Origin of the sequence: Paenibacillus alvei DSM 29 (assembly GCF_000293805.1) — a bacterium.
GTDB classification, from domain to species: Bacteria; Bacillota; Bacilli; order Paenibacillales; family Paenibacillaceae; genus Paenibacillus_B; species Paenibacillus_B alvei.
Map to the genome: position 1 here is coordinate 1,188,005 of NZ_AMBZ01000001.1, position 26,002 is coordinate 1,214,006.

The 26,002-nt window shown below is 44.9% G+C and carries 22 protein-coding genes and 1 riboswitch; of the genes, 3 read left to right on the forward strand and 19 right to left on the reverse strand.

Going from position 1 to position 26,002, the window contains the following annotated elements:
• Window positions 1–3: 3 nt before the first annotated feature.
• The 4 genes from PAV_RS05555 to PAV_RS05570 all read right to left on the reverse strand — a co-directional run bounded on the left by PAV_RS05555 (window position 4) and on the right by PAV_RS05570 (window position 5,928).
• Complete coding sequence (locus tag PAV_RS05555; protein ID WP_005544200.1) at window positions 4–249, reverse strand: hypothetical protein; 246 nt, start codon at window positions 247–249, stop codon at window positions 4–6.
• Complete coding sequence (locus tag PAV_RS05560; RefSeq protein WP_005544201.1) at window positions 246–722, reverse strand: 4'-phosphopantetheinyl transferase family protein; 477 nt, start codon at window positions 720–722, stop codon at window positions 246–248. Before PAV_RS05560 ends, PAV_RS05555 begins: the two co-directional genes overlap by 4 nt.
• A gap of 82 nt (window positions 723–804) precedes the next feature.
• Window positions 805–891: riboswitch (cyclic di-GMP riboswitch) on the reverse strand.
• A 555-nt stretch (window positions 892–1,446) separates the two neighbouring features.
• On the reverse strand, window positions 1,447–4,557 hold the full coding sequence (locus PAV_RS05565) for a copper amine oxidase N-terminal domain-containing protein (RefSeq protein WP_005544202.1): 3,111 nt from the start codon (window positions 4,555–4,557) through the stop codon (window positions 1,447–1,449).
• Between the two features lie 342 nt (window positions 4,558–4,899).
• Window positions 4,900–5,928 (reverse strand): LacI family DNA-binding transcriptional regulator, encoded by a 1,029-nt coding sequence (locus PAV_RS05570; RefSeq protein ID WP_005544203.1) that lies wholly within the window; start codon window positions 5,926–5,928, stop codon window positions 4,900–4,902.
• Window positions 5,929–6,195: 267 nt separating this feature from the next.
• Here PAV_RS05570 and PAV_RS05575 point away from each other — a divergent pair, with 267 nt between their 5' ends.
• Window positions 6,196–7,245 carry a 2,3-butanediol dehydrogenase gene (locus PAV_RS05575; RefSeq protein WP_005544204.1) on the forward strand — a complete coding sequence of 350 codons (1,050 nt, stop codon included), beginning with the start codon at window positions 6,196–6,198 and terminating at the stop codon, window positions 7,243–7,245.
• Between the two features lie 128 nt (window positions 7,246–7,373).
• On the opposite strand, the gene PAV_RS05580 is transcribed toward PAV_RS05575, so the two are convergent.
• The 8 genes from PAV_RS05580 to PAV_RS05610 form a co-directional block, all read right to left on the reverse strand.
• Window positions 7,374–8,207 carry a YdcF family protein gene (locus PAV_RS05580; RefSeq protein ID WP_238555746.1) on the reverse strand — a complete coding sequence of 278 codons (834 nt, stop codon included), beginning with the start codon at window positions 8,205–8,207 and terminating at the stop codon, window positions 7,374–7,376.
• Between the two features lie 361 nt (window positions 8,208–8,568).
• Window positions 8,569–9,219, reverse strand: coding sequence for a DUF4855 domain-containing protein (locus tag PAV_RS05585; RefSeq protein ID WP_157266687.1), 651 nt, complete (start codon window positions 9,217–9,219; stop codon window positions 8,569–8,571).
• Window positions 9,183–9,674, reverse strand: coding sequence for a hypothetical protein (locus PAV_RS05590; protein ID WP_005544210.1), 492 nt, complete (start codon window positions 9,672–9,674; stop codon window positions 9,183–9,185). The genes PAV_RS05585 and PAV_RS05590 overlap by 37 nt, the downstream gene beginning before the upstream one ends.
• Before the next feature lie 46 nt (window positions 9,675–9,720).
• Entirely contained in the window at window positions 9,721–11,307 is a 1,587-nt protein-coding gene (locus PAV_RS05595; protein WP_005544212.1) for a response regulator, read from the reverse strand.
• A gap of 25 nt (window positions 11,308–11,332) precedes the next feature.
• Window positions 11,333–13,135 (reverse strand): sensor histidine kinase, encoded by a 1,803-nt coding sequence (locus tag PAV_RS05600; RefSeq protein ID WP_238555747.1) that lies wholly within the window; start codon window positions 13,133–13,135, stop codon window positions 11,333–11,335.
• Window positions 13,116–14,360: an extracellular solute-binding protein gene (locus PAV_RS05605; RefSeq protein ID WP_005544216.1), complete on the reverse strand. Its 1,245-nt coding sequence runs from the start codon at window positions 14,358–14,360 to the stop codon at window positions 13,116–13,118. The genes PAV_RS05600 and PAV_RS05605 overlap by 20 nt, the downstream gene beginning before the upstream one ends.
• A complete protein-coding gene (locus PAV_RS35945) occupies window positions 14,357–14,641 on the reverse strand; it encodes a hypothetical protein (RefSeq protein WP_005544218.1) in 285 nt (94 codons plus the stop codon). The genes PAV_RS05605 and PAV_RS35945 overlap by 4 nt, the downstream gene beginning before the upstream one ends.
• A 213-nt stretch (window positions 14,642–14,854) precedes the next feature.
• Window positions 14,855–16,015 carry an epoxide hydrolase family protein gene (locus tag PAV_RS05610; RefSeq protein WP_005544220.1) on the reverse strand — a complete coding sequence of 387 codons (1,161 nt, stop codon included), beginning with the start codon at window positions 16,013–16,015 and terminating at the stop codon, window positions 14,855–14,857.
• A gap of 244 nt (window positions 16,016–16,259) precedes the next feature.
• On the opposite strand from PAV_RS05610, the gene PAV_RS05615 reads away from it, so the two are divergent.
• A complete protein-coding gene (locus PAV_RS05615; RefSeq protein ID WP_005544222.1) occupies window positions 16,260–16,826 on the forward strand; it encodes a CGNR zinc finger domain-containing protein in 567 nt (188 codons plus the stop codon).
• A gap of 42 nt (window positions 16,827–16,868) precedes the next feature.
• On the opposite strand, the gene PAV_RS05620 is transcribed toward PAV_RS05615, so the two are convergent.
• The 5 genes from PAV_RS05620 to aiiA all read right to left on the reverse strand — a co-directional run bounded on the left by PAV_RS05620 (window position 16,869) and on the right by aiiA (window position 21,390).
• Window positions 16,869–17,486, reverse strand: a complete 618-nt coding sequence (locus PAV_RS05620; RefSeq protein WP_040734998.1) for a TetR/AcrR family transcriptional regulator — start codon at window positions 17,484–17,486, stop codon at window positions 16,869–16,871.
• A gap of 154 nt (window positions 17,487–17,640) precedes the next feature.
• A complete protein-coding gene (locus PAV_RS05625) occupies window positions 17,641–17,832 on the reverse strand; it encodes a hypothetical protein (RefSeq protein WP_005544225.1) in 192 nt (63 codons plus the stop codon).
• Between the two features lie 29 nt (window positions 17,833–17,861).
• Window positions 17,862–19,250, reverse strand: coding sequence for an amidase (locus PAV_RS05630; protein WP_005544226.1), 1,389 nt, complete (start codon window positions 19,248–19,250; stop codon window positions 17,862–17,864).
• 44 nt (window positions 19,251–19,294) lie between these two features.
• Window positions 19,295–20,617 carry an MFS transporter gene (locus PAV_RS05635; RefSeq protein ID WP_005544227.1) on the reverse strand — a complete coding sequence of 441 codons (1,323 nt, stop codon included), beginning with the start codon at window positions 20,615–20,617 and terminating at the stop codon, window positions 19,295–19,297.
• A 14-nt stretch (window positions 20,618–20,631) separates the two neighbouring features.
• On the reverse strand, window positions 20,632–21,390 hold the full coding sequence (gene aiiA / locus PAV_RS05640; RefSeq protein ID WP_005544228.1) for a quorum-quenching N-acyl homoserine lactonase AiiA: 759 nt from the start codon (window positions 21,388–21,390) through the stop codon (window positions 20,632–20,634).
• A 774-nt stretch (window positions 21,391–22,164) separates the two neighbouring features.
• On the opposite strand from aiiA, the gene pdxR reads away from it, so the two are divergent.
• Window positions 22,165–23,595, forward strand: coding sequence for a MocR-like pyridoxine biosynthesis transcription factor PdxR (gene pdxR / locus PAV_RS05645; protein WP_005544229.1), 1,431 nt, complete (start codon window positions 22,165–22,167; stop codon window positions 23,593–23,595).
• A 154-nt stretch (window positions 23,596–23,749) separates the two neighbouring features.
• Here the strand turns inward: pdxR and PAV_RS05650 are convergent, their stop codons facing one another.
• Window positions 23,750–24,493 carry a YggS family pyridoxal phosphate-dependent enzyme gene (locus PAV_RS05650; protein ID WP_005544230.1) on the reverse strand — a complete coding sequence of 248 codons (744 nt, stop codon included), beginning with the start codon at window positions 24,491–24,493 and terminating at the stop codon, window positions 23,750–23,752.
• A gap of 26 nt (window positions 24,494–24,519) precedes the next feature.
• Window positions 24,520–25,848, reverse strand: a complete 1,329-nt coding sequence (gene hemL, locus PAV_RS05655; protein ID WP_005544231.1) for a glutamate-1-semialdehyde 2,1-aminomutase — start codon at window positions 25,846–25,848, stop codon at window positions 24,520–24,522.
• Window positions 25,849–26,002 lie beyond the last annotated feature (154 nt).

The window sequence follows — 26,002 nt, forward strand, 5'->3', positions numbered from 1 at the left end:
TTATCACGATCCAACCCATTTCATAAACCAATGAGTCAACTGCTCCCATGTGATGTACTCTATTTGCTTGGCAAAATCCATATGCTGTGCGCACACAGTCATACAATAGCCTGTTTCAGGAACGACATATTGCTTTACATAATAATGATCAACTTTCCATAATTGATTACGCTGTACAGGTACGGCTGTCTCCTGCACGATTTCGAAAGTGCTTGGAAGCTGACTGAGACCTACACCAATTGCCTTCAACACACTTTCCTTAGCCGTCCATATGTAAAAAACAATTCCTGACGCGCACGGCAGTCGTCCGTATTTGCAAGCAATTCCAGCTCACGCGGCGAGCATATCAGCCTAGCCACATCCATGCTCCATTCCCCTGCTTGCTCAATATCAATCCCGATTGGCGCTCTATCCAATGCCACTGCAATGAATGCACCGGCATGAGAGATGTTGAAAAATACCGGGTCGCCCTCTATATACGGCTTGCCGAATGAATGAGTATGAATAACAATCTCGTCGTTCGATCGGTTCAGCGCTCGAGAGAGCAGGATGCGAGCCAATATATCAGCTGCAACCACGCGGTAACGGTCTTTATGCTCTCGAAGTCTGTCTAACCGTTTGTATTTTTCAGGCGTAACATACGGGATAAATCGATCCATCAACGAAGCTATGTTTTTATAGGAAGTACATTCGTCCCACATCAGCAACACAATTTCCATCATTTACCCCAACCTTTGTGCGCAAAAAAAGGCCATTGGGAATAGCCTTGTCACCAAATAACCGTTGTTTGGTTACCGCAACTCGAATGGCAGCCCGGCTGCCATAATCCAATAGACGTTAGGCCCGAGGCTTTGCGTCCCCAACTTTCGACTGGGTTTGCCTTTTAATCCTGATGTTGTTCTTCTTGATGTCTCCATTGATTGTTGCAAATCGATTACCAGGCAAGAATGTCATAACATTGTTTACGCACTAGTTCTTGTGACATGTATCGCGTGATTAGGTCTAAAGTACATATTACATATCAGCATGCTGGATACCTGTTCACAATTATCCAACTCAAGACCCATATTTTATATCGGCTGCTTAAATGAAAAGATTAATACCTTTTCATATCAATTTTCAAATTTTCGACACAGGCAATCATTATCTGTCATTTTTTAGTTGTAATTAAGTGTTTTTTCGACTTTTTTCCGACAAAAACACCCCTAAACTGCGTTTTTTCTAACATTTCCATTCGTTTCCTCTTCTTTTTTATTCGACAAAATTGTCGATTGAAGACCTAATGTTAAAATCACTCCTTATCATTGAATACCAGCATAAAAATCCCTATTATCCCTAAAATTTTTCCCTTATGAATGCATAAGAGCCTCGAAATGCATTCGAGGCTCTTATAAAATGCTATTATTCTATGCCATTCAGTCTGTTTGCCATTGGTTTGATTTACTATCAGTTTCCAACAATGATTTCATTGGAGGCATTTGAGAGAGCATTAACCGTTGCATATCGTCCATCCGCTACGGACACCACAAATACTTTATAGGCAACACCAGTGCGAATTGGATTTCCGTATACATCATTATCGGACAACGAGAACATGGTCGATCCATCGCCCGACACGCTTACCAATTTATAATTATTTCCTCCCACACGATTCGCCTGATCCAGGTTGAATGAATCTGCCGATCCGGAAGGAACGACCATTACTCCATAATAGGCAATTCCGTTGTCACTGCTCGGCTTCGAGAAGTAGGCCTTGAATTCATTCGCTCCTTCTCTCGCCACAAACACATTCGTAGGGGCCTGCACGGATTGATCTACCAAGGAAAATTCACCAGAAGGCGAAGACAAAGCATTCGAGGAGCCGCTTCTATTGTCAGCTACCGTAAGCACAAAGACCCGGTAAGCAACACCTTTTTGAATAACATTCCCTTGAACATCACGCAAGCTGCTTGTCAGCGATTGTCTCACATAGCCGCTTTGGCTTCCTACCCGAATATAGCTTGATGAACTCACAAGTCCCGCACTATATGTGTCAAAGGCATAAGACTGATCAGCACGAACGACCATAATGCGGTATTCATTTACATAAGAATTGTTGGATGATGCAGCAAAGCCCACTTCAATATCGCTGGCATTGCCGTTTCCGCCAATAATCTTCGCTTCTACATTCGTTACAACATCAACTGAGGCATTGCTTCTGAGCGTAACCTCAGGAGATGGAGCAGACAACGCATTGTTCGCTTGATTATTCGCGCTTACAGAGAGCACAAAGACCCGGTAGCTAATACCGTTGCGAATTGGCGCACCATCCACATCTCTTGCATCCGAACCAAGTACTGTTGACAAACTGCTGCCATTACGATTCACGACCGTCGAGTTCCAACTGTTTACTCTGTTCGCTTCCGTCAGATTAAAACGGCTTGCATTGGAAGACTTCACAACCATGACACGATAATGATTCACATTCGATTCATCTGCAGCACGGTTGAATGTTACCCCCATGTTCCGTCCATCATTGTAATTGCCGCCCATACTGCTCGCCGATACGTTCGTTGCTGGATAGACCGTCGAATTGTTAGACAATGTAATCGAATCTGAAGAGCTGGACAAGGAATTCACATAGCTGCCGCGTCCAACCGAAAGCACGTATACTTGGTAGCTGATTCCATTGCGGATCAGATCGCCATCTACGTCTCTAGCAGTAGAGCTCAACTTGAGGCTGATGTCTCTTCCATTCGTGTTCACTGACGTGTAGTTATAGCTGGATACGTTGTTCGCTTCAGATACATCAAAGCGATACGATCTGCTTGATTTCACAACCATGATGCGATACTGGCTAATATTCGATTCATCCGATGCACGATTAAAGGTAACCATCATGTCGCGGCCGTCATTATAATCTCCGACATCGCTTACTCTTACATTGGAAGCATTGTATACCGTTGAGTTATTCGAAATATTGATGGAATCGGATGCGCCCGACAATGCATTGTAGTCAGAGTTGCTATTCGAAACTGACATGACGAACAGACGGTACGTTTCCCCTCTGCGGATTAATGAGCCATTCACATCACGCATATTAGATGGCAATGTTGAAGTAATGCTATAGCCATTCTTCGAGACATCATAATAATTGCTGGATGAAACTCGGTTTGCTTCAGTCAAATCAAAGCGATAAGCATCCGAATATTTCACTGCAAAAATCCGGTAGTAGCTTACGCGCGATTCATCGGAAGAGCGATTAAAGCTGATCTGAATATCGCGGCCATCTCCATAATTGCCCACTTGGCTAACTTTCGTAATCACTGGAACACCAGCTGATTGTCCAAGCGTGATCGAAGATGAGCTGGAGGACAGCTTGTTGCTATACGAGCTCGTATTGCTGACAGATACGACAAATACGGTATAGGACACGTCTTTACGGATATAGTCGCCTGATGTATCTCTTGCCGTCGAACTCAATGTTGTCGTCAACGTATAGTTACTGGACTTCGATACAGTGGTATAATTTTGGCTGGATACGCGGTCTGCTTCATAAGCATCGAAACGAGATGCATCCTTCGTTTTAACGACCATAATCCGATAATTTTGAATTTGACTGTCGTTAGATGGACGAGTAAAGCTAACCTGCATATCGCGGCCATCGTTATAATTCGCCACATTGCGCACTTGCACATTCGTCGCCGCTGCAACTGCATTATCGCCTAACGTAAAGGTAGAAGATGCGTTAGAAAGCACCTGATCGTTACTCGATCTGCCCACTGACAATACATAAGCTTCATACTTCACATTCGTGCGAATATAGTCTCCATCTACGTCACGGGCGCGAGAATCCAATTTGACTACAGGATCGTCAGCGTTTTTGTTCACTACGGTATAATTGCTGGAAGATACGGAGCGTGCTTTGTTCAAATTAAAGGAGTTTGAAGCTTTAACAATCATGACGCGATAATGATCAAGATTATATTCATTTCTCTCCTTGGAGAAGCTCACTCGAATATCGCTGGCATCTCCAGACTGACCGGAGGTTTGAACCGTAACATAGTTTACGCCTTGAAGATTACCGGAATAGTCAGGCGTTGTTGGACGATCCGGGTACGTCGGGCGATCCGGGTATGTCGGCGAACTGCCAGAAGTCACGCGAACGACTCTCGTTTTGTTGTCATAAGTGATTGTGGCACCCAATGATTCACTTACGAAACGTACCGGAACCATCGTTCTGCCACCCATTGCTCTGGCTGGAACATCCATATAGACAGTTCTTCCATTGACCGTTGCCGCTTTGGAGCCCAAGGTCAAAATTACCGAGGTTCCTCCCTTGTAAGCTGACACCTTCTTCGTTTTGTAATCGTAACTTACACTGGCGCCAAGCGCCTGGAAAATAGCCGCCATGGGAAGCAGCACACGGCCTTGCGTGTAAACAGGCGATTGACCTGTACTAATACTGCTCCCATTCACGTATACGGTGTAAGCTGCAGGCGCAGCTTGCGCCGGTACAGGCATGACCAGCGTAAAGCCAAGTGCTGCCGCAACAAAACCTGATATTAGCTTTTTCACATTTTCACCCTCCTAAGTTGAAATCATATCCAAGTATGAATTTTCCGCCTTTATGTTAGATGATCCAATAGAGGAAAATGTTTTATGGTTTCGCGCTGAAATGTGACAAATTTGTGTCAATGTTTCGAATACTGATTTTTACAGCATAAAAACAAAAAAACCGCTAGACATGGTTATTACAACCCATGTTCCAACGGTGTATTACAATTGCTCAACCGTGCATATTACGCGGGATCACTCATCCACTCTGCACAGCCGTCCGCCAGTCGCTGTATTTCCGCAATTGGCCAGCATGATACCCATCGCATCATCCGCCTTTACCATATCTTCCTTATCCAAATCTCAATCCAATTGCTGTGAGCTGCGCGTCATCGCCACACTCGACTCTCTTACAATAAGACGGGGTTCAAACTGTACACGTTCATATACACCGCGTTTTTGTTCAATGATTCGGTTCAGCAGCAGCTCTGTCGCTACCCTAGCTACTTCGGCCCCCATGATTGATACTGAACTGAGCCGAGGCGTTGTAATCGTCCCCCATAAAATATTATCGATGCCTACGATTGCAATGTCCTCTGGCACACGAATTTTCAATTCTTTAAACCGGTTCAGCAGACCCATTGCAATCATGTCATTGCCCGCATAAATCGCATCCGGCATCTTCGTTAGACCTGCAAAATAATCTGCTGCTTTTAATCCGGTTTGCATTGAAAAATCATCTCCGAAATAGATCAAGGAGCTGTCTATTTGCGGAAGGGCATCTTCATAGGCAAAGAAACGCTCCTCAATGATGTGCTTCGGTGCTCCAGCGTATGCAATTCGTGTCCGTCCAATATTCATAAAATGCTCCATCACTAGCTTGCCTTCCTGTGTCGATAAACTGACAATATCCGCCTTCACATCGTCCCCGAGCTTCTTCCCGTAGTTAATTACGGATATCGGAAGGCTCGACTTGTTAATCAAGTCAGGCAGTGTGGCAGGATAAGCAAGCGGAAGCACAATCAGGCCATCCACATGAAGCTTTTTTACTTCCCTTAATATCTCCAGTTCCGCTCTCGCGTTGCCCAGCGTATTAATCTGTACAACCCGGTAGTCATAATGTTTAGCCGCCTGCTCTACGGAATAGGCAATTTCCGGCACGAAGGCATTCCGAATATCGGGAACTGCTAGCGCAATTTGCTTTGTCTGCCGCACCTTAAGGCTTCGTGCAAAAGAGTTTGGTACAAAGCCGAGCTCTTCGATCGCCTGCATCACCTTCGCCTTTGTCTTCGGGCTTATGCCCTCCGCGTCGTTAATCGCACGCGATACGGTTGCCAATCCAACTCCTGCCCGCCGCGCAACGTCCTCAATCGTGACCTTTTTCTGAACCACTGCTGTCTCTTCCTCCCGTAACTGTTGGAATTGCTTCCACCATCTCAACCAACCTTATGCCTGTATCATACCATCTGGATTCACATTATTCACCTGATCTCCTTACAAAAAATTACTGTGATTGACATCACGATAATAGTGTGACATATTTAATATCGGAAACGTTTCCGAAAAGAATTCCTCGTTTCCAATTCATATATTCGATTCGTGTTCAAAACGTGCGTTTTGAACAACCTTTTATCCATATACTTCTGGGGAGATGAACATATGAAGGCATTAAGATGGCATGGCGTTAAAGATTTGCGCGTGGAGAACATTGCAGAACCAGCAGCCGGCAAAGGCAAGGTAAAAATCAAAGTCGAATGCTGCGGCATCTGCGGCAGTGACCTGCATGAGTACACAGCGGGACCGATCTTCATTTCAAATAGCGCTCCCCATCCCTTAACAGGAGAACAAGCTCCTATCGTTATGGGACATGAATTTTCCGGACAGGTCGTCGAGGTCGGCGAAGGCGTAACCAAATTCCAAGCAGGCGACCGGGTTGTTGTAGAACCGATTTTCGCGTGCGGCAAATGCGAGGCCTGCAAGCAAGGCAAGTACAATCTGTGCGATAAAATGGGCTTCCTTGGTCTGGCAGGCGGCGGTGGCGGATTCTCGGAATATGTAGCAGCAGACGAGCACATGGTGCACAAGATTCCGGACAGTGTATCGTATGAGCAAGGCGCGCTTGTTGAGCCTTCCGCTGTAGCGCTCTATGCGGTTCGTCAAAGTAATCTTCAGGTCGGGGATCGTGCAGCCGTATTCGGCACAGGCCCAATCGGGTTGCTTGTTATTGAGGCATTGAAAGCAGCCGGCGCATCGGAAATTTATGCGATTGAATTGTCTGAACAGCGGAAGCAGAAAGCAGCTGAGCTGGGAGCTATTGTGCTTGATCCATCGCAAGTCGATGTCGTAAAGGAGCTTCGTGAACGGACAGGCGGCGGTGTAGATGTCGCTTATGAAGTAACTGGAGTTCCTGCAGTGCTGAACAATGCAATTGACGCAGCAAAACTTGGCGGCGAGGTAATGATTGTCAGCATTTTCGAAAGAGAAGCTGCCATTAAACCAAATGCCATCGTGACGAAAGAACGGACGATGAAAGGCATCATCGGTTACCGCAATGTATTTCCTGCGGTTATCAAATTGATGGAGCAAGGCTACTTCCCAGCAGAGAAGCTGGTGACGAAGCGCATTCAACTGGATGAAGTCGTCGATCATGGCTTCGAGGCACTCTTGAAAGAGAAAAACCAAGTGAAGATTATGGTAAAGCCGCAATAATACGTCATTACAGAAGCGATTTATGCCGGTACACTTCAAAATCATGATTATGAAACATAAAAGATCGAGTCAGGGTACTAAGCGAATTAGTTCCCCGGCTCGATCTTTTTTCATATCGCACCCATCATTTACAGCACTCTCAGCAACATGACGGTAAATAATACGATCAGCGATACCACTGCGAGATGCCACCATTTGTACATCATGATGATGCCAATATACTCGCGGATGAAAGCACTTGGCATATAATATCTTGCCGTCTTCGCGCCTACCCCCTCGCACTTCTTCAATCCCGCGAGCCGCGCAAAAATGCTTGCCCGGAAGACATGGTAATTGTTTGTAACAAATATACTTTTATGATCTGGTTTGATGGAGTCCATAATCGCCTTCGAGAACAGCATATTTTGCATCGTGTTGCGTGATTTGTCCTCGATCAGCACATCCTGCTCGGGTACTCCTTTCCCCACAATATAGTTCTTCATGGCTTCCGCTTCACTGAGCAGTTCGTCCGGTCCTTGACCGCCAGACACAATAATTTTAGGCTCTTCATCATACTTCCGATATTGCTCGATACTTTTGTCCAAGCGTGACGCAAGCAGCGGGGGAACACGATCCCCTCCGATCAAGCCGGAGCCAAGCGCGATAATGAAATCAGGCTTGTACCATATTCTCCAGTAGTGATAAAAAATTGCATACGCTAGGAAGCTGACGAACACAAAGGAAAAATACATGAAGATAAGCAGCGTCCCGATATAAAAAATCGCAAATTTATCATTATAAGAAATAAAGAAAATGTAGAAAAACATCCCGATCATCGCAAATATCAGGAGACTCAATAATAATGACAGCATATTCGCGAGCTTCTTGCTTTCCTTCTTCAACATGATTCGTCCGTTAAGCAGCAAATATATGGTCACAAACAGTACGCTCAAAGGAACAGAGGCGAGGATAGCCGCGGCCACAATTAGGTTCACCCATGGAATCTGGTTGGAGAACGCCACTAGACTCAGCGCTAAATTCGCTAAAGCTGCTATGAATAGGAATGAAAGACTAATACGCCTTTTTCCCTTATAAATAAAAAACAAACAGGGCAAATAATATCAAGCTAAAAAAACTCATCATACACTCCTTTCCCAACCTTACTATTGTAAGCAATTCATTCCTTCTTGCATACCTTTTTCACCATTCAATATCGAAAATGAATCGCTCTAAAACATACCCAGCATCATCATCCCTTAACAGTATGTTGGAAGTCCCAGCTATCTTCTGCCTCAAAAATGAAAAAAGCCGATTCCTTCAATAAAAGAATCGGCTTATATAAACTCAATTTGTATAGAATTCGTTCACTTTATCTAGTGTTTCTCTGAAATATGGATTACTATATTTATTTATCAAGCCTTTCGATCCTATGTAAAAGCTGAATCGCCCTTTTTCGCCTAAAAGATCCTTGAATTTATCAACTGTCTGGTCATACCTTTCTCTGTGCCCTGTATCGGTAAAATACTTATAATCAATCTCCATTTGAATTCCGATTTTCGTTTTATCTAAATGATTCTTTGCAACCAACCGACCGCCATCCCCATATATTCTTCCTTCTTTCACGCTATCGTAAATCGGCTGCAAATTTATTTTGTAGTCATTGTCAAAATAGTAGTGGGGTTGAATATACACGTAATCAAAGACCGTTGTCTCGTCCACGATGTATGCAATTGTTTCCACTATTTTTTCTCTGTTAGGACCAAAACCATAATAAGGAGCCCATGCAAAAGAAGTTGCTTTGTCTACATCGTCACTGTTCTTTATATACTCCGAAAGTTTTTTCAACAATTGAACTTGCGATTGATTTTTAAGCTGCGAGTAGCAGTAATTTTGAGTCCCATAGAAGTATATGGCTTCGTTAGGATAATAAAATCCCGTTACCGAGTCCCAATTTGAACCTATTTTTGTTTTAATGCCTTTATATAGCTTACATATTCATCGAATAACTTATCAACGTCTAACTTACTCGATACATCGTGTGCCGGAAGAGGAACCAGCACGCTATATTCGCTGTTCGTATCCACGATTGTCCGCAGCGTTTCATTTACATCATCAATCAAATTTCTTTCTCTATAATTATCAATTTTATTTGTCTTATTATCTATCGCAATAACAAATTGCCTCACCGTATCCAACCGATCGAGCTCTGTCGATTCATAGGGAATGTAATGTTGACCGTCTCCAAAATGACCGCTGTATAAAAACACCATATTGCTTGTTGACAGGTCACTTCGAGCCATCGCAGTGCTATCCATTTCATTCCCTTCTGCGTCCTTGGCCGCTTTAATCACTGGCGTTGAAAATAAGTTGACAAACAAGCTTAAAGTAAGCGTGAAGGTAAGCATTACAGTAAACCATGCCTTTCTTGTTTTTGCTAGCTTCGTGTTCATAACATCGACTCCTTAGTTAATAGTTTTCGATTCACTAGAGACCTATTCATTTATTTTTTACACTGCTTGGCGTCACGCCCCAATATTTTCGGAATATTTTGGTGAAATAGCTGACGTCTCTATATCCAATCATGGCGGCTGCATCATACACTCTTGCACCATTCATCAGTGCCGTCCTCGCCCGTTCCATCTTGTGTTCGAGAACATAAGAAGTAAATGGCATTCCTGTTTCCTGCTTGAATAAACGACTTAAATACGAGGCGTTCACATAAAAACGGTCTGCAATCGTATGTAACGTAAATTCCTGCTCCTGTTCCGTCTCAAGCAGCTCGATAATGGCTTGAACAGTGGGATGAGTAACCTTTCTGTCATGACTCTCGGCATAAGAGATTATGCTTCTTACGGCACGATGCAAAACATCGTACATACGCTCGGGAGTCGTAAGTGATTGTACATTCGAGAGAAAATCAAAATCCTCTCCCGTCACATCCTGTACGGACCATCCGCGTTTACGAATAAAGAGTGTCAATACGCCAACGATGTACATTAATTGTTCCATCATGATTTCGTACGACGCTGAGTTGTTCTTCACCGCCTCACACATGTTCGAAATCATTCGCATGGCAAGTTCTTGATCCAACGCCTCCAAAGCCATCTCCAATTGCTTGTCCTCATGTTCATAATTTGGTCGGTTCGTGAACTCGACTTGGAGCGGATCATCATATGGAATTGCGATACCTGTTCCATAAACGACCCGATTTTGCAGCGCCTTTTTAGCTTGAATATATAAGGGCAGCAGTTCGTCTATCTTTCCCGTTCCTCCACTAATTCCCGCACTTACGACAATGCCTAGACATTGCTTAATGTTGCGAATAAGCTTCTCCATGATGATGTGAATTCCGAACAGCTGCTGCTGATTTTGTTCCAGCGCTCCGGCCCTTCCAATTACAATAATCGCCTTATCCTCTTCCGTGCACACATAATAATCAGGAATCGGCAAATGATTTCGAATAAAATGCACAAGCTTGTCCATGGTCATGCTGTTTTCATTGCTAGAATCGGTTTGTTCATCCACGTCTAGAACGATTACTGCATAACGAGAATGAATATCTATATGAAGTCCTAATGAAGCACAGGACGCTTCTAGATCTTCTATTTGATATTTTCCATATGCTAAATTGCGAAGCGTATGCTGATGTAGGATGGGAAGGTATTGTGTCCATTGCTCCTGCATCATTAGCTGACGCGTTCGCTCCATTAACTCGGCCTTAATGCATCGGGCTGCATCCGTCACAGTCTGGAGAATGTCCATTTCAGCAGCAGGCTTGAGCAAATATTTGTATACACCAAGTTCCACCGCTGTCTGCGCATAGGAGAATTTATCATGACCGCTTAAAATGATGATTTTCGTACTCGAATAATCTCGAGCCACTTGGCAAGCCAAGGAAAGACCGTCCATTTCGGGCATTTGTATATCCATTAAAATAATATCGGGCTGCTTTATTTGGATCTGAGCAAGAGCTTCAGCCCCGTTATTCGCCGATCCTACTACTTCGATATCGTGATCTTCCCAAGGCATGTGAAGTAGATTTTGCAAAAATCTAGTCTCGTCTTCCACAATAAGAAGATTCAAGTGATCCTCTCCCTATCAAAAGTATTCATCTGTCGTATTCGGCAATAGGCAGCTCAAGAGTTACTGTTGTACCCACTCCTAACTGGCTTTCGAACCGGATGTGTGCATCATGGCCGTAGAACATCTTCATTCTGGAACAAACGTTGCGCAAGCCGTATAGCTCCTTTCCCGGGGATTCCAAAAAAGAAAAAGGAGCCGTCTTTCCTTCGATTTCCTGAATAACTTGATAAATGGATTGTAGGCGCTGCTCACTTATTCCACTCCCGTTATCTTGCACGGTAATCATCAATTTCCCCTGCTTCAAGAAGCTCGAAATGATTAACAAACCATCGCTCTTCATCTGCTCCAGTCCATGAATTACCGCATTTTCAACCAAAGGCTGCAAAAGCAGCTTTAATACGGGGATCGTTTTCGTTGCTTCTTGTATCTCATAAACGACCTGAAAGCAATGTAAAAAACGGATCTGTTGAATGCGTAAGTAGTAGCCTAGATGTGTAATCGTTTCTTCTACCGTGAATGTATCCTTCCCTTTATGAAGACTTAACCGAAAAAAGTGGGACAGGTTCAGCACCATCTCGCTTATTTCCTCTGCCTCGTAGTTTTGTGCCGTCCAGTAGATAGAGTTGAGCGTATTATATAAGAAATGCGGATTAATTTGAGATTGCAAAAACGTAAGCTCGGTTCGGGCAATACGAAGCTGCTGCTCATAGTGATCTTGAATCAAATGCTTTTGATGCTCGGCCATTCGATTATACGAATCCATCAAATAACCAAATTCATCCTTCCGCCTTGTATGCAGCCGTATGTCATAATCTCCACCGATTAAGCCCTTCATTGCATTCTTTAATTGGTCTAAAGGGGAAGCGATGCGGTTATAAATTCCCCAAGAAATAAGCATGGAAAGCACGAAGCTGCACGCTATGATCAAATAGGTAAATTGCCTCATCGTTTTTGTTTCTTTATAAATTTCTTCGATCGGCCGAAAAACCTCCAACCGGATTGGGTAACTAGACGATTGCACGCTGACTTTAAGCATATCTCCATCGCGTTTTTCGCCTGGATCGCCATTGGGAACGGATAGAATGGACTCTCCTTCTCTGTTCGTGATTTGCAAGCTGGTCAGCTCGGCACTCAACAGCGGGCTTATGAGTGTCTGGAGAGCATTTTTATGTAAAGTTACAACTAGTAAACTTGCTTTGTTCTTATCCGGGAAGGCATTCAGCCTTCTGACTAGAGATATGGAATTGGTCTCCACTAAATCTGCGATTACAGATTCTTTCCCCTCTTTGGGTTGGGACATCAAGAACGTACCCACTTGATCCGCAAGCCGATTTAAAGAGGCGAAACTTTCTCGCTCGGTCGCAGATTCAATTCTCTTTCCTCCATATTTCGTAGATATCATCGTATGGGTTTCCATCTGATAAATCGTGATCTGGGAAGCCACCAGACTCACCGCCGAAATATTCCACAGCTCTTGCAGCAGCTCAGAGTACTGAACAATGGTACGAGGCGACATCCCCGATCCATTTACCTTCAGCTTCTCATTTATGTTATGGTTCGTTGCAATTAGATTGGTTAACGTCTCAAAATGGTGCAACGACAATTCAAGGTTATTCATAACAGACTCCACCTTCTCTTGAGTCTGTTCTGTCGTTTTTTGAATAATAATTTGGTTCGCTCTGTTATTGACGTACAAGCTAATGATAACCAGCGGCAGAAGCACGATGAAGAAATAGATGCTGAGCCGTAGTTGCGAGGTTTGCAGAAACTTATGATGCACACGTTGGTATCGTTTCATGGCTACATCCTTATTTTTTATGCGATTCATGCCAATCGTTTACTTCCTGCGTAACTTGTGTGCCTCCGCTCTCATACCATCGTTTCACGTAGTCGTCGAATGAATTCGTGGATTCTAGGCCGAGAATGATTTTTACGAAGACTTCCTGCAATGAATAAAGTTCATTCCATTTTCTTACCATGGTAAGAGGGGGCGGGCCGCCGTATGCATCTTGCACGACATTTTTTTCTATTTTATCAATGTTATCGTTGAGACGAAATTCTTTGCCATAGGAATCATTGCGTGCCCGCAACAGCCACCGTTTGTCCACATTCACCAGTGCAGAATACATGCCTCTGTACAGGTGCTTGTCATGTTCATTAAATTTGCTGACAATTTTCCCGTCTTTCCAATCCCACACTTGATTGTGAAATCCCAGAACTATTGAGGTTCTGCCTTTACCTGCAATGAAATTTAAAAATTGAATGACTTCGCGAGCATGACTGCTCCCTTTTGGAACCACTTGGTACCCGAAAACTGGATTCAATGCACCTACTCCCTGCTTCCCTTTCTTGCCTATCGGATAGTCAATGGTTATCCAATTCGCTTGCGGATCTTTCTTCAGGCTTTGAGCAATAACCCCGCGCGAATCATACCAAGCTCCGGAAAACATTCCGACCTTTCCTTCTATTATTTTTTCGTTCATAACATTACTGCGGTAAATAGGGAAATCCGGATCAATCCATCCTTGCCGGTAGAGCTCGGCAAAGAATGAGAGCGCTTCCTTCATTTCCGGCAAAACGTTGCCATAGACGAGCTTTCCCCCACGTTCTGTCCATTGGTTCAATTGAACTCCGAACGCCCCAAAAAGCGGGGAAGAATGATACAAATCCTTCATCATCGTAAAGCCGTATGTATCTCTCTTTCCGTTTCCGTCGGGATCACCTTCCGAAAATGCTTTCATTGCTTCCTTATAATCTTCCAGCGTTACGGGTATCGGCAGGTTCAGTTTATCCAGCCAGTCTTTGCGGATGTAGATGACTTCATTCCCCTTCACCAACTGGCCACTCGGAATTGCGTAAATCGAGCCGTTATACCGAACGCGGTTCCATAATTCTTCCGGTATGAGACGCTTCAAATCTGCTCCATATTCGTCTATCCAATGATCGAGAGGCTGGAGCTTATTTTGCGTTACGAATTTGGCAAATTGGATCGGGGAATTGATGTTGATCATATCGGGATGATTCTGTTCCTTCGAAATGATGGTGTCGATCATTTTTTCATAACTGGGTACAGGCGGCAGTTCGACATGGATATTGAATCCGACACTTTTTTTATATAATCCAAATAAGGATTATGATTTTCGTCCAAACCAGCCGGAAACGGAAAACTCAAACTGTTGATCACAATGGCTATGTCTTTCCCATTCTGCAATTCTTTCTCAGGACTGATTGAAATCGGACTCAACTTAGGTATAAAAAATAGGCCTAACATAAGAAAGGTTAGCATGTAAATCATCAGCATAAATCTATTTATTAATTTACCGCTGCGCAACATAACAAGAACCCCCTTTCGCTTGTATCCATTCCACGCGCCATTGAAAAGGCTGTATGATTCCTCCTAAAGAACTACGGCGGTAGTGATATAAGTCCTCCAATTATAGTATAAAATTTGAACCCCACACAATATTTCTCAACAATATTAATAGATTTATGTAATTCATACAAATAAAGACACCTTGAGTTCAGGTGCCTCCGCTTGTTCCCTCTTTTATTTTTGTTTATCTATTTTCGAAAAAAATGACCGAATCTGGCTTGCAACTAATTCCGGCTGCTCGAGCGCTACAAAGTGACCTCCTGCATTCAGCTCATCCCATTGCAGGATGTTCGGGAACAGTCGTGCTACATATTCCCTCGGCGGGCGCTCGTGAGGCTGCGTCTTCGTCAGCGATACGCCATGCGGCACAGTGCAGATGTCCCCTTCCCCCGGCCACTTGATATGCCTGCCTTCATAATAATAACGGTTCGCTGCGTTGATCGTCTGGGTAAACCAGTAGATCGATACATTCGCCAGCAAATCATCCTTTCTGAACTGCTCCATCGATTCCCCTTTTTCAAATACCGTCCAGTAATACCACTTTTCCAAAATAAAGGCTGCCAGACCTACTGGTGAATCATGCAGCGCATATGCCGCAGTCTGAGGCTTCGTTCCCAATAGATGCGCATATCCCCCCTCTTCGCGATACCACTGATCGCCACATGTCAGAAAAGCACGCTCCGCCTCGGACATCTCCATGCCCTGGCCTATACAAGGACTCGGATTCCCCGGTGATGTCGTATGATACCCAATGACCCGCTCCGGATGATCCAAGCATAACAAGCCAAGCACGCTTGCACCCAAATCATAGCCATGTGCCCCAAACTGCTCATAGCCCAGCCCCTCCATCAACTTGACCAACACATTCGCAACCTGTCTATCCTCATATCCTGACTCCAACGGTATACTTGAGAACCCATGCCCCGGAATCGAAGGAATGATAATATCAAATGAGATGGATTCATCGCCCCCATCGTTATCCGGCTGTATCAAAAACGGAATCAAATCTAGCATCTCATAAAATGTGCTCGGCCAGCCGTGGGGAATGAGAATCGGTATAGAGCGACTTCCCTTCCCTTTTTCGTACACAAAGTGAATGTCTTTCCCGTCAATCATTGCTTTGTAATGAGAGAAGGAATTGATATGCCGTTCCACCATGCGCCAGTCGAAATCGTACAGCCAATAATGAACCATATCCTTCATATACGATATCGGAATCCCGTAATCCCATTCTGCTCCTGGGATTTCATCCGGCCATCTTGTCATTCGCAATCTTTGCTTCAATTGTTCGATTTCTTCGTCAGGTATACTCACTGTGAAAGGATTCAAGTTCATCGTTATCTTCGCTCCTTGGCAGAATAAACGCGAGAATAAATAGAAAGGACTTGGGGAAGCTAGGCCGCGAGTTCATCAAATCTATAATTTAGAACGACCTAGTGATACACTGATATTGAAGTCATGAAGCACGAATAAGACATCACCAACAAACATAACCAGTAAAATAATTTAAACAGTTAGCTAACTGGTAAATAAATCTTAATGGTTAACTTGTGATGTGTCAATAGGAGTGGTTGAGCAGATGACGAGTGGATATGATCAGCTTGAGATGGTTGCTGATTTCTTCAATACACATGATAGACGAACGCGGTACGAGGGAGATCCCGGGATCGAGCATTTAACGGAGCCTAGCCGCTTAGTCGAGTGGCTCTTGCAGCACCAACTTATTGCAAAATCAGATGATGCTGCTTCAGCAGAAGAATTGCAATTGGCGTGTGTGCTTCGAGATGAACTGCGCAAAACAATAGTGAACAATGAGCATGATGGAGTTGGGGAACAGGTTAAGCTGGAGCAGCTTACGAAGAGTTTCCAGTTCGGACTCATGTTCCATGAGAATGGAGAGCGGCTTGTGCCTCTGCATGAAAATGCAGCTAAGGGATTAGCTCAATTACTCATTATCGTGTACGAACTAAGACGAACAAAGATATGGCATCGCATACGTGTATGTACAGCGAAGGATTGCCAGTGGGTATTCGTGGATCGATCCAGACCCGGAACGGGGAGATGGTGTTCGATGAAGGCATGCGGCAACCGAGCAAAAAATAAGACCTTCCGGCACAAACACCATAAATCCGAAACGACGATTTAGTAGAGTAGAACATAGGGCTGGCTTCCCAGCCCCTCACCTCAATTAACGTCTATGAGCTTTTAAACCTTCAATAAATATGCGTTGTAATCCATCAAGAACTCGTTGGCTCGTAAAGCCTTCTTCTTGGAGATGGTAATCGATATTGTGAAGCACGGCCAGCAGGGCTTCAATGGTATATGGAATGTCCACCCCGGATACGTCTCCCCGTTCAACGGCCTCATTTAGCAGATTTCTGCTTATATTGCGCATCCATTGACATAACGGAGATTGTAACGGACGATGCCCGGTTGAGGCCCGACTGACCTCACAGAGCCAAGGAACTTTCGCCTCTAAAAAAGAAACATATCTTACGATTACATGGTAAAGCCGGTCCAAGGCCGCGGTTTCTGGGGATTGATCAAGAAATATTTGAACTTCATCAAACAAGGGTTGGTATTCTTCACACGCGATCTCCTGACAGATGTCGCCCTTATCCGAGAAGCGGCGGTATAGGCTTGCTTGTCCTACTCCAGCAGTCTTCGCAATCTGATGCATATTGACATTGTCAACACCGTTTTTGATAAAAAGTTCTCTAGCTGACGCCAAAATTCGTCTTCGGTTTAACTCCTCTCTGGGAATTTTCGTAGAGGCAGATTGCGATTCTGAATTCACTATAAACATCTCCCTTCTTCTTAAATTAACTGTTATTTAATACGAAAAAACGGACAATGGTCCGTTTTTCGTGTATAGGACATGTTGTCCGTCAATTCATATTATAATACATTTCGTAAAAAAAATTAAAGATACTTTCATTTGGGTGACCGATGAACTTTTTTTATTTCTTGGTATAATACTTTTTGTAAATTGGAGGCAAATGCGGTTCAATGCCCGTTAGGTCCAGTTCCTTCAAACTTGCGATCGTAGGAATAAACTGCTCGTAGGCTTTTTTGTTGTCGCTCGTCGTATCTGTTCCGGTTTCGGTCAATGCTTTCCTGTTAACTTCAGAGTTAAGTTGCTTCTGTTCCATAGGATACCCTCCATCAAATTTAGTCAGGCTTACAAATCCGGATGTCTCTTGTGCCAGCCGGTATTCATCTCATAAGTATTGCCGATGCCTAGTACTGTCGCTTCTTCGAAGGGGCGGCCAATCAATTGCATATTAATCGGCAGACCGGAAGGTGAGAAACCGCAAGGCATGCTCAGGCTAGGCAAGCCGGTCAAATTGGTCGGAACCGTAAATGAGTTCAATCTGAATACACTAGCATTATCATCTGCACGCGGCGCGGTGATCGGTGTTGCCGGCGTCAATAGGATGTCGATTCCGGACAATGCATTCAAAAAATCATTGACAATTAATTGTCGGGCCCGCTGAGACTGGAGGTAAATGGAAGCCGGAATATCTCTGCTGCTTTCAAGAAACATTCGGACATCCGCACCATACTGTTCCAATTCTGTCTCAAGCCACTTCTCGTGGTTCGAGTACATCTCCGTCATCATAATGGCCATCGTCGCGCTTTTAACATGTTTGATCATGGGCAGGCTGACTTCGATGATTTCCGCTCCCAGTTCTCGGAATTTATTGATAGCGGCCTTCATCGCAGCTTCCACTTCCGGCATCAAATCCTCGTAATAGTAACTAGTCGGCAATCCGATACGTACACCCCTGAGACCATTCGGATACATTTTGATACCTGGCGCAGGCAGATCGACCGTCGATTCATCCTTTGGATCGAAGCCTGACATCACATCCAAGCACAGGGACGCATCCATGACGCTTCGGGTCAACGGACCCGAGTGATCCAATGACCAGGCCATTGGAATGATACCATACCGACTGACCCGACCGTACGTCGGCTTCATCCCTACGACGCCGCACAGGGCGGCGGGTATGCGGATAGAGCCTCCGGTATCCGAGCCTGTGCCCAGATAAGCAAGTCCAGCCGCTAAAGCAGAAGCAGAGCCGCCGCTTGAACCTCCCGTTACAAGTTCAGTGTTCCACGGATTGAGGCAAGGACCGAAGTGCGGGCTAGTTGTTGTCAATCCCGCAGCGAACTCGTGAGTCTGAACTTTGCCTAGCAGAACTGTTCCAGCCTCATGTAGCTTAGTTGCAACCGTCGAATCGTAATCGGGGACGAAGCTGTTCAATATTTTCGAACCGGCAGTTGTTCGGATCCCTTTCGTGTAATATAGATCCTTATGAACGATGGGAATCCCGTGAAGGGGCCCTTTGTACCGACCATGCATAATATCACGTTCCGTTTGCTTTGCTTGTTCAACCGCCAGCTCGGACGTTTGGGTAACGAAAACGTTCAGTTTCGGATTCAAACGTTCGATGCGATGAAGCGCATGTTCTGTAATCTCTACCGGGGATATTTCCCTTGTTCGGATCCCTTCGGCCAGCTCATGAATAGCAGCAAAGGACAGTTGGGAATTTAATTGACTCATCTCGTTATCCTCCCTATCTTTCGGACAAGTCGTCCGTCTACCAACTAATTACCATAGCTTTCGCTAGGATTTGTTTTTCTTGCGAATAAGTATGTCAGGATTGCCAACAGGACAATGGTAAAATAAACAACAGAAAAGGGCATCTTTAGATCAATCAGTCGTCCGACCAGCGCAGGACCGAATGCTCCGCCTAGCAGATAGGCCAGTGTGAAAATACCCATCCCCACACCCAGCTCAGCCGAACAGAGTGTCGTCGAAACTAAATTGCTGCTAGAGGTGAGGACACCGTTGAATCCAATCATAAGGATAATGATCAATAAAGCATCGATCCATGGCGGCAAATGTACGGATACACCCAGCAGTATAAATCCGCCGATGACGAGACTTTGCGATATGACAAGCACGCGGGAGCTTCCGAAACGATCCGTCCAACCTCCGATCCGGGATCCGAGCAAAGCTGCGCAGGCGGCACCGGGAAGCATCAGCAGACCGATTTCGCTAGTCGGTAAATGAAAAGCGTTCTTCATCATGACAGGCAGAGTAAAGGTTAACCCCGTGTTGCAAACGAAGGTAAGAAATCCAATCCCTAGAATTCGTCGGTAAGGAGCGTTTTCCATGAAAGATGCATCGATAAATGGATGTTCCTTTTTCTGAACATGAATACCGAACCATAGAAGAAATGCTGCTCCTGCAATGAGCATAAACCAATAGTTCGTAACCCCTAGCAACACAAACGCCAGTCCGGCGGAGAACAAAACAGCTCCAAGAAAATCGAATGAACCTCGGTCGTGTTTCTTGCTTGGAACATATTTAAATACCAAAGGGATAACAAATAGGCTTAGACTGGACACGATGAACAAAGCACGCCAGCCAAAGTATTGCTCCACGAAACCGCCGAACACAGGCCCGAAGCCGGAAGCAAAGGCAATTGTGGCCGATAACGTTCCCAGTACCCGTCCCTTGACGGAAGGCTTAAAATATAGGGTTACTGCCGCATAAGACAGGGGAGAGATGGATGAGGCCCCTGCTGCTTGCAGCAGTCTCCCAATGATGACTTGCAAGTATGAAGCTGCAAAGAAGCCGATCATAGAGCCGAAAGCAAAAAGGATTAAACCAATGACATACAGCTGACGGAAGGAAAAGGACTCCGTTAACTTGCCGTAAGTACCAGCGCCGATGGCCATCAAAATGCTGTAACCGACCATGACCCAGCTCACCTGTGAGGAGGTCAGGGCAAAGTTAGCGGAAATCGACGGTATAGCCAAGTTAAACATGGTCATATTGATGTTTCCGAAAATAATGAGCAAGCAAAGTGTCCCCATTAATTTCCGCTCATTGCCGGATAAAGCCATTGATTGAGTATCCATAGCCTATTCCTCCATTACAGGAAGTCAGGAAAGGTACGGCATTTTTGCGCTTGATCTCTATCGTGTCCCAAGAAAACATAGGACGGCCGAACATCCTGAATCAACTCCTGCATACGTATAATCGATTTGGCAGCCATCTCTTGATCGAATGTCAAGAACGGTATGTTACTCTCGAAGTTCTCCCGCGTATAAGCAACATCAATCGTCAGAAGCACTGGACCCGACTTTTCCGTCGTAACGAGGACTGATTGATGCCCAGGGGAATGACCCGGAGTGGAGAAAATTTGAACTCCCGGAATCAATTCATGGTCACCCTCAATGATTTGATATTGTAAATCGGGTAGCCTGCACTCTAATGGAGAGTAATCCTCGTTGCCTATGGCCGCATCATACTCTGCCCTTTGAATAAGGATCGGCGTATTGCGGAAATGCCCGTTTCCCCCAGAATGATCCAAGTGTAAATGGGAGCTAATGACCATCTGAATATCGTCAGGCCGATAACCGACACGTTTTAACACATTCACGATCGAGTCGCCGTCCGACATATTGGGGACGACGCGCCCTTCACGTCTAGTCCCCTTGTAGTAATCGGGATTGTTGATAAATGCGTCGGGCATTCCCGTATCGATGAGTATCGGCCCGCTGGTCGTTTCCAACAGAAAAGACCACACAGGCATTCCGACTAATTTCCCGGGGGCAAGGGTTCGATTAACAGCCGATTGATCTAGGAAACATTCACCTACAGGTAAAAAATACAACTTCTTGACATACATCCAGTTTTCACCCTTCACATTACAAATTCGGACAACTTGTCCGTTATGGATTGATTGTAACGGACAAGTTGTCCGATGTCAATTCATCACCAGAAAATAAGGCCGATCAGAACAGTATGAATTACCTAAAACTTCTCTTACTGTCACTAAACTGCCCCGTTAGCTTAATGACTGACTCTACAGCGGCATGACATATGTACCGCTAAAATAAAAAAACCGCGTTTTACGCGGTTTTTAATCGGTACACCTTTTTTGTCACTCAACATATTTAGTAGTTAGTGTCAGTCAATCATCTTGTCATACACCATTTAACGTGATTCATAATAAGGAAAAATAAGTTGGGGTCTTTTTATTACGCGCTCCTTATTTGATTTACGCTTCGTGACTATCTCTCCTTCGGATATTGATCGGAAAACCAGAAAATAAATAAAACAGTTGATGATCTTGCCTCGTTAATTTGAGAAATGATAAGCTTGTTTATTTGAATCCCTATCGGTTAGGCTGCTTTGTATTAAGCTATCGTGTCCCCGTTAGCTTACTGGCTTCTCACAGTCTTCGACTCTATTTTCTCAGTCTATATCTTTATTTTTTGACAACTAACAGGCTGGCCGTCATTATTGAATTCTGAAATTTTCTCCCTAAGAAGAGATTTCTGTTGTATTGCACAATCAACAATTGTCATGCTAGTATACCAATCAATGGATTGTTGATTAATATCCATAATTAGGCATTATAACAATCCATAATTACGCCAAAAACGCGGGAGTTGTCTGAATGTTACAAGTAAATCGAAATGACAAACGGCCTATCTGGCAGCAGCTTCTGGATCAAGCGATTCAAAATATTACAACCGGAAAATGGCCGCCAGGCGAATTACTGCTCCCTACCCGTGAACTCGCTCCATTGATTGGTGTTTCCCGCTCAACCATACAGATTGTTTACGAGGAATTATTCAGCCGCGGGTATACCGTAACCTCTCGTCGCGGCGGGACAAGAGTTAGCGATTGGACATATGCGACTCGTCCTTCTGAAGATGCTGCCACACAAGGGCCGATCCCTCCTGAATTGCCATCATTGCACACAGGAATCGGCCATTTACACAGTTGGTTCGGAAACAAAGATAAGCGTGAAGTAGAAATTGATTTCAGTCCTCATGAGCCATACATAGACGAGCATTTTCGAAAAAATTGGAGACAATCCTTTTTGCATGCCTCTTCAGAATCAGACCTGGACAATTGGGCTTACGGAAACGCCTATGGATTTCTGCCGCTGCGAGAGCAGATTCAACGTTATTTGTCGCTTGAACGGGGCGTTCATGTGGATGTCGATCAGATCATCTTAACCTCAGGCGCCCAACATAGCATTGATTTGATTGCCCAGGCTCTGTTACAGGAAGGAGAAACAGTTTCGGTTGAGGATCCCGGCTTCCCTGCTGCCTGGATGGTAATGAAGTATCGGCGCATGCAGGTTGAGTCCATTCCGGTCGACGAACACGGACTATGTATTGATCGCATTCATCCTGGGTCCAAACTTGTATATGTTACACCATCGCACCAGTGTGCGGTTGGAGCAATTATGTCGGAGCCGCGCAGGCAGCAATTGTTGCATATGGCTGCTGGGCAGCGTTTCTGGATTATTGAGGATGATTACGATAGTGAATTTCGGTATCGCGGTGACCCGCTCCCAACGCTGTTCAGTCAACGGCCTCAGAACACGTTATATATGATGAGTTACTCCAAAATGGTCGCTCCTGGCATTCGGTTATCGGCAATTGTCGGTCCCAAAGAGGCCATTCGTCAAATTGCCCAAGTCCATGAATTAACCTATCGCCATCTGCCGATTATGGAGCAATTAACACTAACTCATTTTATCGAGCATGGCCATTTTATGCGTCATATGAGACGAGTTCGAAATGTATATCGTCGCAGACACGAAGCCATGACGAAGTCGATTATCGCGACTGGTCTATGCGAACACTTCACACTCAGCGGCGTAGAAACGGGATTGCATATGCTTCTTGAGGCTGATAAATCGTTTGACGAGGAAGCCGTGACTAAGTTAGCGCTCGAAAATGGAATCCGCGTTTATCCGCTTAGCACGTATTGTTTGGAAAGCGATCGAAAAGGTTGGGTACTGGGGTTTGCTAAAGTAGATGAAGCAGCCATTGAAGAAGGGATTTATCGTCTAGCGGGGATGCTTTTATAAGCCAAGCATCCCCGTCACGACATTAGCTTGCTCGGCATTGAACACGTCCATAATGACAATGCCTTTCTGCGTTTCGCCAATCTTAATCTAACGCGTTAAAATGTCGACAACCATGCAGAAAAGTTGGGTTCATAAGCGTTATCCGGCCTTTCTCCTAATCGTCCTGGCGCGCGTTTTCGTTCCAGTAATAGCTGTCCGGCAAGTAACGCTGCCCGAATACGCTTGTCCCTACGCGAATGATAGTAGCCCCTTCTTCGATAGCCACCTTGAAATCACCGGACATGCCCATCGAGAGGATATCCATTTCAACACGCGGGAACTTTTTCTCCCTAACTTGGGTTTGAATCGATTTTAATAATCGGAAGCAATGCCGGGTCTCATCGTTTGTAGCATTTAGTTTTCCAATCGTCATTAAGCCTTTCACGTTTAACGTTTCGAACTGGGACAATTGCTCCACCAACTCCAGTGCCGTTTCCGGAGAAGCGCCAAATTTACTTTCCTCGTAGGAGGTGTTGATTTGCACCAGAATATCCATAGTCTTGTTCTCTTTGACGAGTTGATGATTCAGGTCCTGCCCCAATTTCAAACGGTCTACAGAATGAATGAGCGTAACATATTTGACAACGTCCTTCACTTTATTCGTTTGCAAATGCCCAATAAAATGCCATTCTACCTGATTAGATTGCCGCATAAGCGGAAATTTGTCCCGAAGTTCTTGCGCTTTGTTTTCTCCAAATAGAGTCTCTCCCATCTGTATCGCCATTTGCAATTTTTCAAGCGGTACGGTTTTGGTCGCCAACAACAATTTCACGTCCTCTATCTTGCGCCCGGATGTTTGACAAGCCAAATCCATCTGCTGCCTAACGGCTTTGAGATTCTCTTCTACTAGATGTTCCATGTCTTCTCCCCTCTAACTGCTCCCGTTTACGTTTTTATTATCTTTCCGCTATTGCTTAGCTTCTTCAAGACTTGGTAATGAGCCTCGATTGTCATTTCAATATCTTCATCCGAGTGGGCAAGCGACACAAACATCGCTTCATACGGCGTTGGTGCTAACAAGATTCCGTGTTCCAGCATCCATGGATAATATTCCTTAAACAAATCATTATCGGCGGATTGAGCCGTTTCGAAATCGATGACTTCTCTATTTGTAAAATAAGGGCACAACATAGACCCTACTCGGTTGATCGTCAACGGTATGCCCGTCCTATCCGAGTTTCCCTTAAAACCTTCAGCCAGTCTTGCCGATTTTCGTTCCAATTCATCATAAACGCCTGGCTGCCCAAGTAATTGTAAGGTCTTATAGCCGGCATTCATCGCCACAGGATTGCCTGATAATGTCCCTGCTTGATAAACGGGGCCTTCAGGCGCAACCATGTCCATGATTTCTTGTTTCCCGCCATAAGCACCAACTGGAAAGCCACCACCAATAATCTTACCTAAACAAGTGAGATCGGGATCAATCCCATAGAAGTGTTGTGCGCCTTGATATGCGACACGAAAGCCGGTCATCACTTCATCAAAAATGAGAAGACTTCCATAGTGCCTAGTCAGTTCACGCAGCGCATGTAAAAATCCCGGTTGCGGCGGAACAACTCCCATATTCCCCGCTACAGGTTCAACGATGACGGCTGCAATCTGTTCCCCAAATTGTTCAAACATGCGCTCTACGCTTTCTATATGGTTATAAGGAACCGCCAGCGTATCCGCGACTACAGACTTCGATACGCCGGGACTATCCGGCAGCCCAAGTGTCGCGATAGCCGATCCCGACCTGACGAGATGCGCATCCGCATGCCCATGGTAACCGCCTTGAAATTTAAGTATTTTGTTCCGCTTCGTATACCCCCTAGCCAAGCGCAGCGCGCTCATCGTAGCTTCTGTCCCCGAATTGACCATGCGAACCTTTTCTATCGAAGGGACAATTTTACTGATCAGATTGGCCATTCGGGTTTCGATCTCTGTGGGCAAGCCAAAGCTTGCTCCGCTAGTTATTGCGCTTGCAGCTGCCTTATTCACTTCAGGATGTGCATGCCCCAATATTAGCGGCCCCCATGATCCGATATAGTCAACGTATTCATTCCCGTCAATATCCATTATTCGTGACCCTTGCCCGCTAGCCGCGAAAACGGGTGTCAAGTCCACCGATGAAAAAGCGCGAACAGGGCTATTGACTCCTCCAGGGATGACTCGCTTGGCTTCTTCATATGCGGATACAGATTTTGAACGCGAAACTTCCAAAGCATTCTTCATTCACTTTCCCTCCATTTCATCTGGTCCGGCTCATCGAACTCAAGAACAACGATTGAGCGAGCTATCAAAAAACGCTAGTTAATAATGCAAATGCTGCCGCATGAGTAACGGCAGCATTCATTTTATAATTCGATGATTTCGAAGAGCTTTTACA

What these genes read in the sequence shown, in the direction of transcription:
- PAV_RS05560 (WP_005544201.1), bottom strand. Translation starts at nt 722, where the DNA reads ATGATGGAAATTGTGTTGCTGATGTGGGACGAATGTACTTCCTATAAA.
- PAV_RS05575 (WP_005544204.1), top strand. Translation starts at nt 6,196, where the DNA reads ATGAAGGCATTAAGATGGCATGGCGTTAAAGATTTGCGCGTGGAGAAC.
- PAV_RS05590 (WP_005544210.1), bottom strand. Translation starts at nt 9,674, where the DNA reads ATGAACACGAAGCTAGCAAAAACAAGAAAGGCATGGTTTACTGTAATG.
- PAV_RS05600 (WP_238555747.1), bottom strand. Translation starts at nt 13,135, where the DNA reads ATGAATCGCATAAAAAATAAGGATGTAGCCATGAAACGATACCAACGT.
- PAV_RS05605 (WP_005544216.1), bottom strand. Translation starts at nt 14,360, where the DNA reads ATGATCGACACCATCATTTCGAAGGAACAGAATCATCCCGATATGATC.
- PAV_RS35945 (WP_005544218.1), bottom strand. Translation starts at nt 14,641, where the DNA reads ATGTTGCGCAGCGGTAAATTAATAAATAGATTTATGCTGATGATTTAC.
- PAV_RS05610 (WP_005544220.1), bottom strand. Translation starts at nt 16,015, where the DNA reads ATGAACTTGAATCCTTTCACAGTGAGTATACCTGACGAAGAAATCGAA.
- PAV_RS05615 (WP_005544222.1), top strand. Translation starts at nt 16,260, where the DNA reads ATGACGAGTGGATATGATCAGCTTGAGATGGTTGCTGATTTCTTCAAT.
- PAV_RS05620 (WP_040734998.1), bottom strand. Translation starts at nt 17,486, where the DNA reads ATGTTTATAGTGAATTCAGAATCGCAATCTGCCTCTACGAAAATTCCC.
- PAV_RS05625 (WP_005544225.1), bottom strand. Translation starts at nt 17,832, where the DNA reads ATGGAACAGAAGCAACTTAACTCTGAAGTTAACAGGAAAGCATTGACC.
- PAV_RS05630 (WP_005544226.1), bottom strand. Translation starts at nt 19,250, where the DNA reads ATGAGTCAATTAAATTCCCAACTGTCCTTTGCTGCTATTCATGAGCTG.
- PAV_RS05635 (WP_005544227.1), bottom strand. Translation starts at nt 20,617, where the DNA reads ATGGATACTCAATCAATGGCTTTATCCGGCAATGAGCGGAAATTAATG.
- aiiA (WP_005544228.1), bottom strand. Translation starts at nt 21,390, where the DNA reads ATGTATGTCAAGAAGTTGTATTTTTTACCTGTAGGTGAATGTTTCCTA.
- pdxR (WP_005544229.1), top strand. Translation starts at nt 22,165, where the DNA reads ATGTTACAAGTAAATCGAAATGACAAACGGCCTATCTGGCAGCAGCTT.
- PAV_RS05650 (WP_005544230.1), bottom strand. Translation starts at nt 24,493, where the DNA reads ATGGAACATCTAGTAGAAGAGAATCTCAAAGCCGTTAGGCAGCAGATG.
- hemL (WP_005544231.1), bottom strand. Translation starts at nt 25,848, where the DNA reads ATGAAGAATGCTTTGGAAGTTTCGCGTTCAAAATCTGTATCCGCATAT.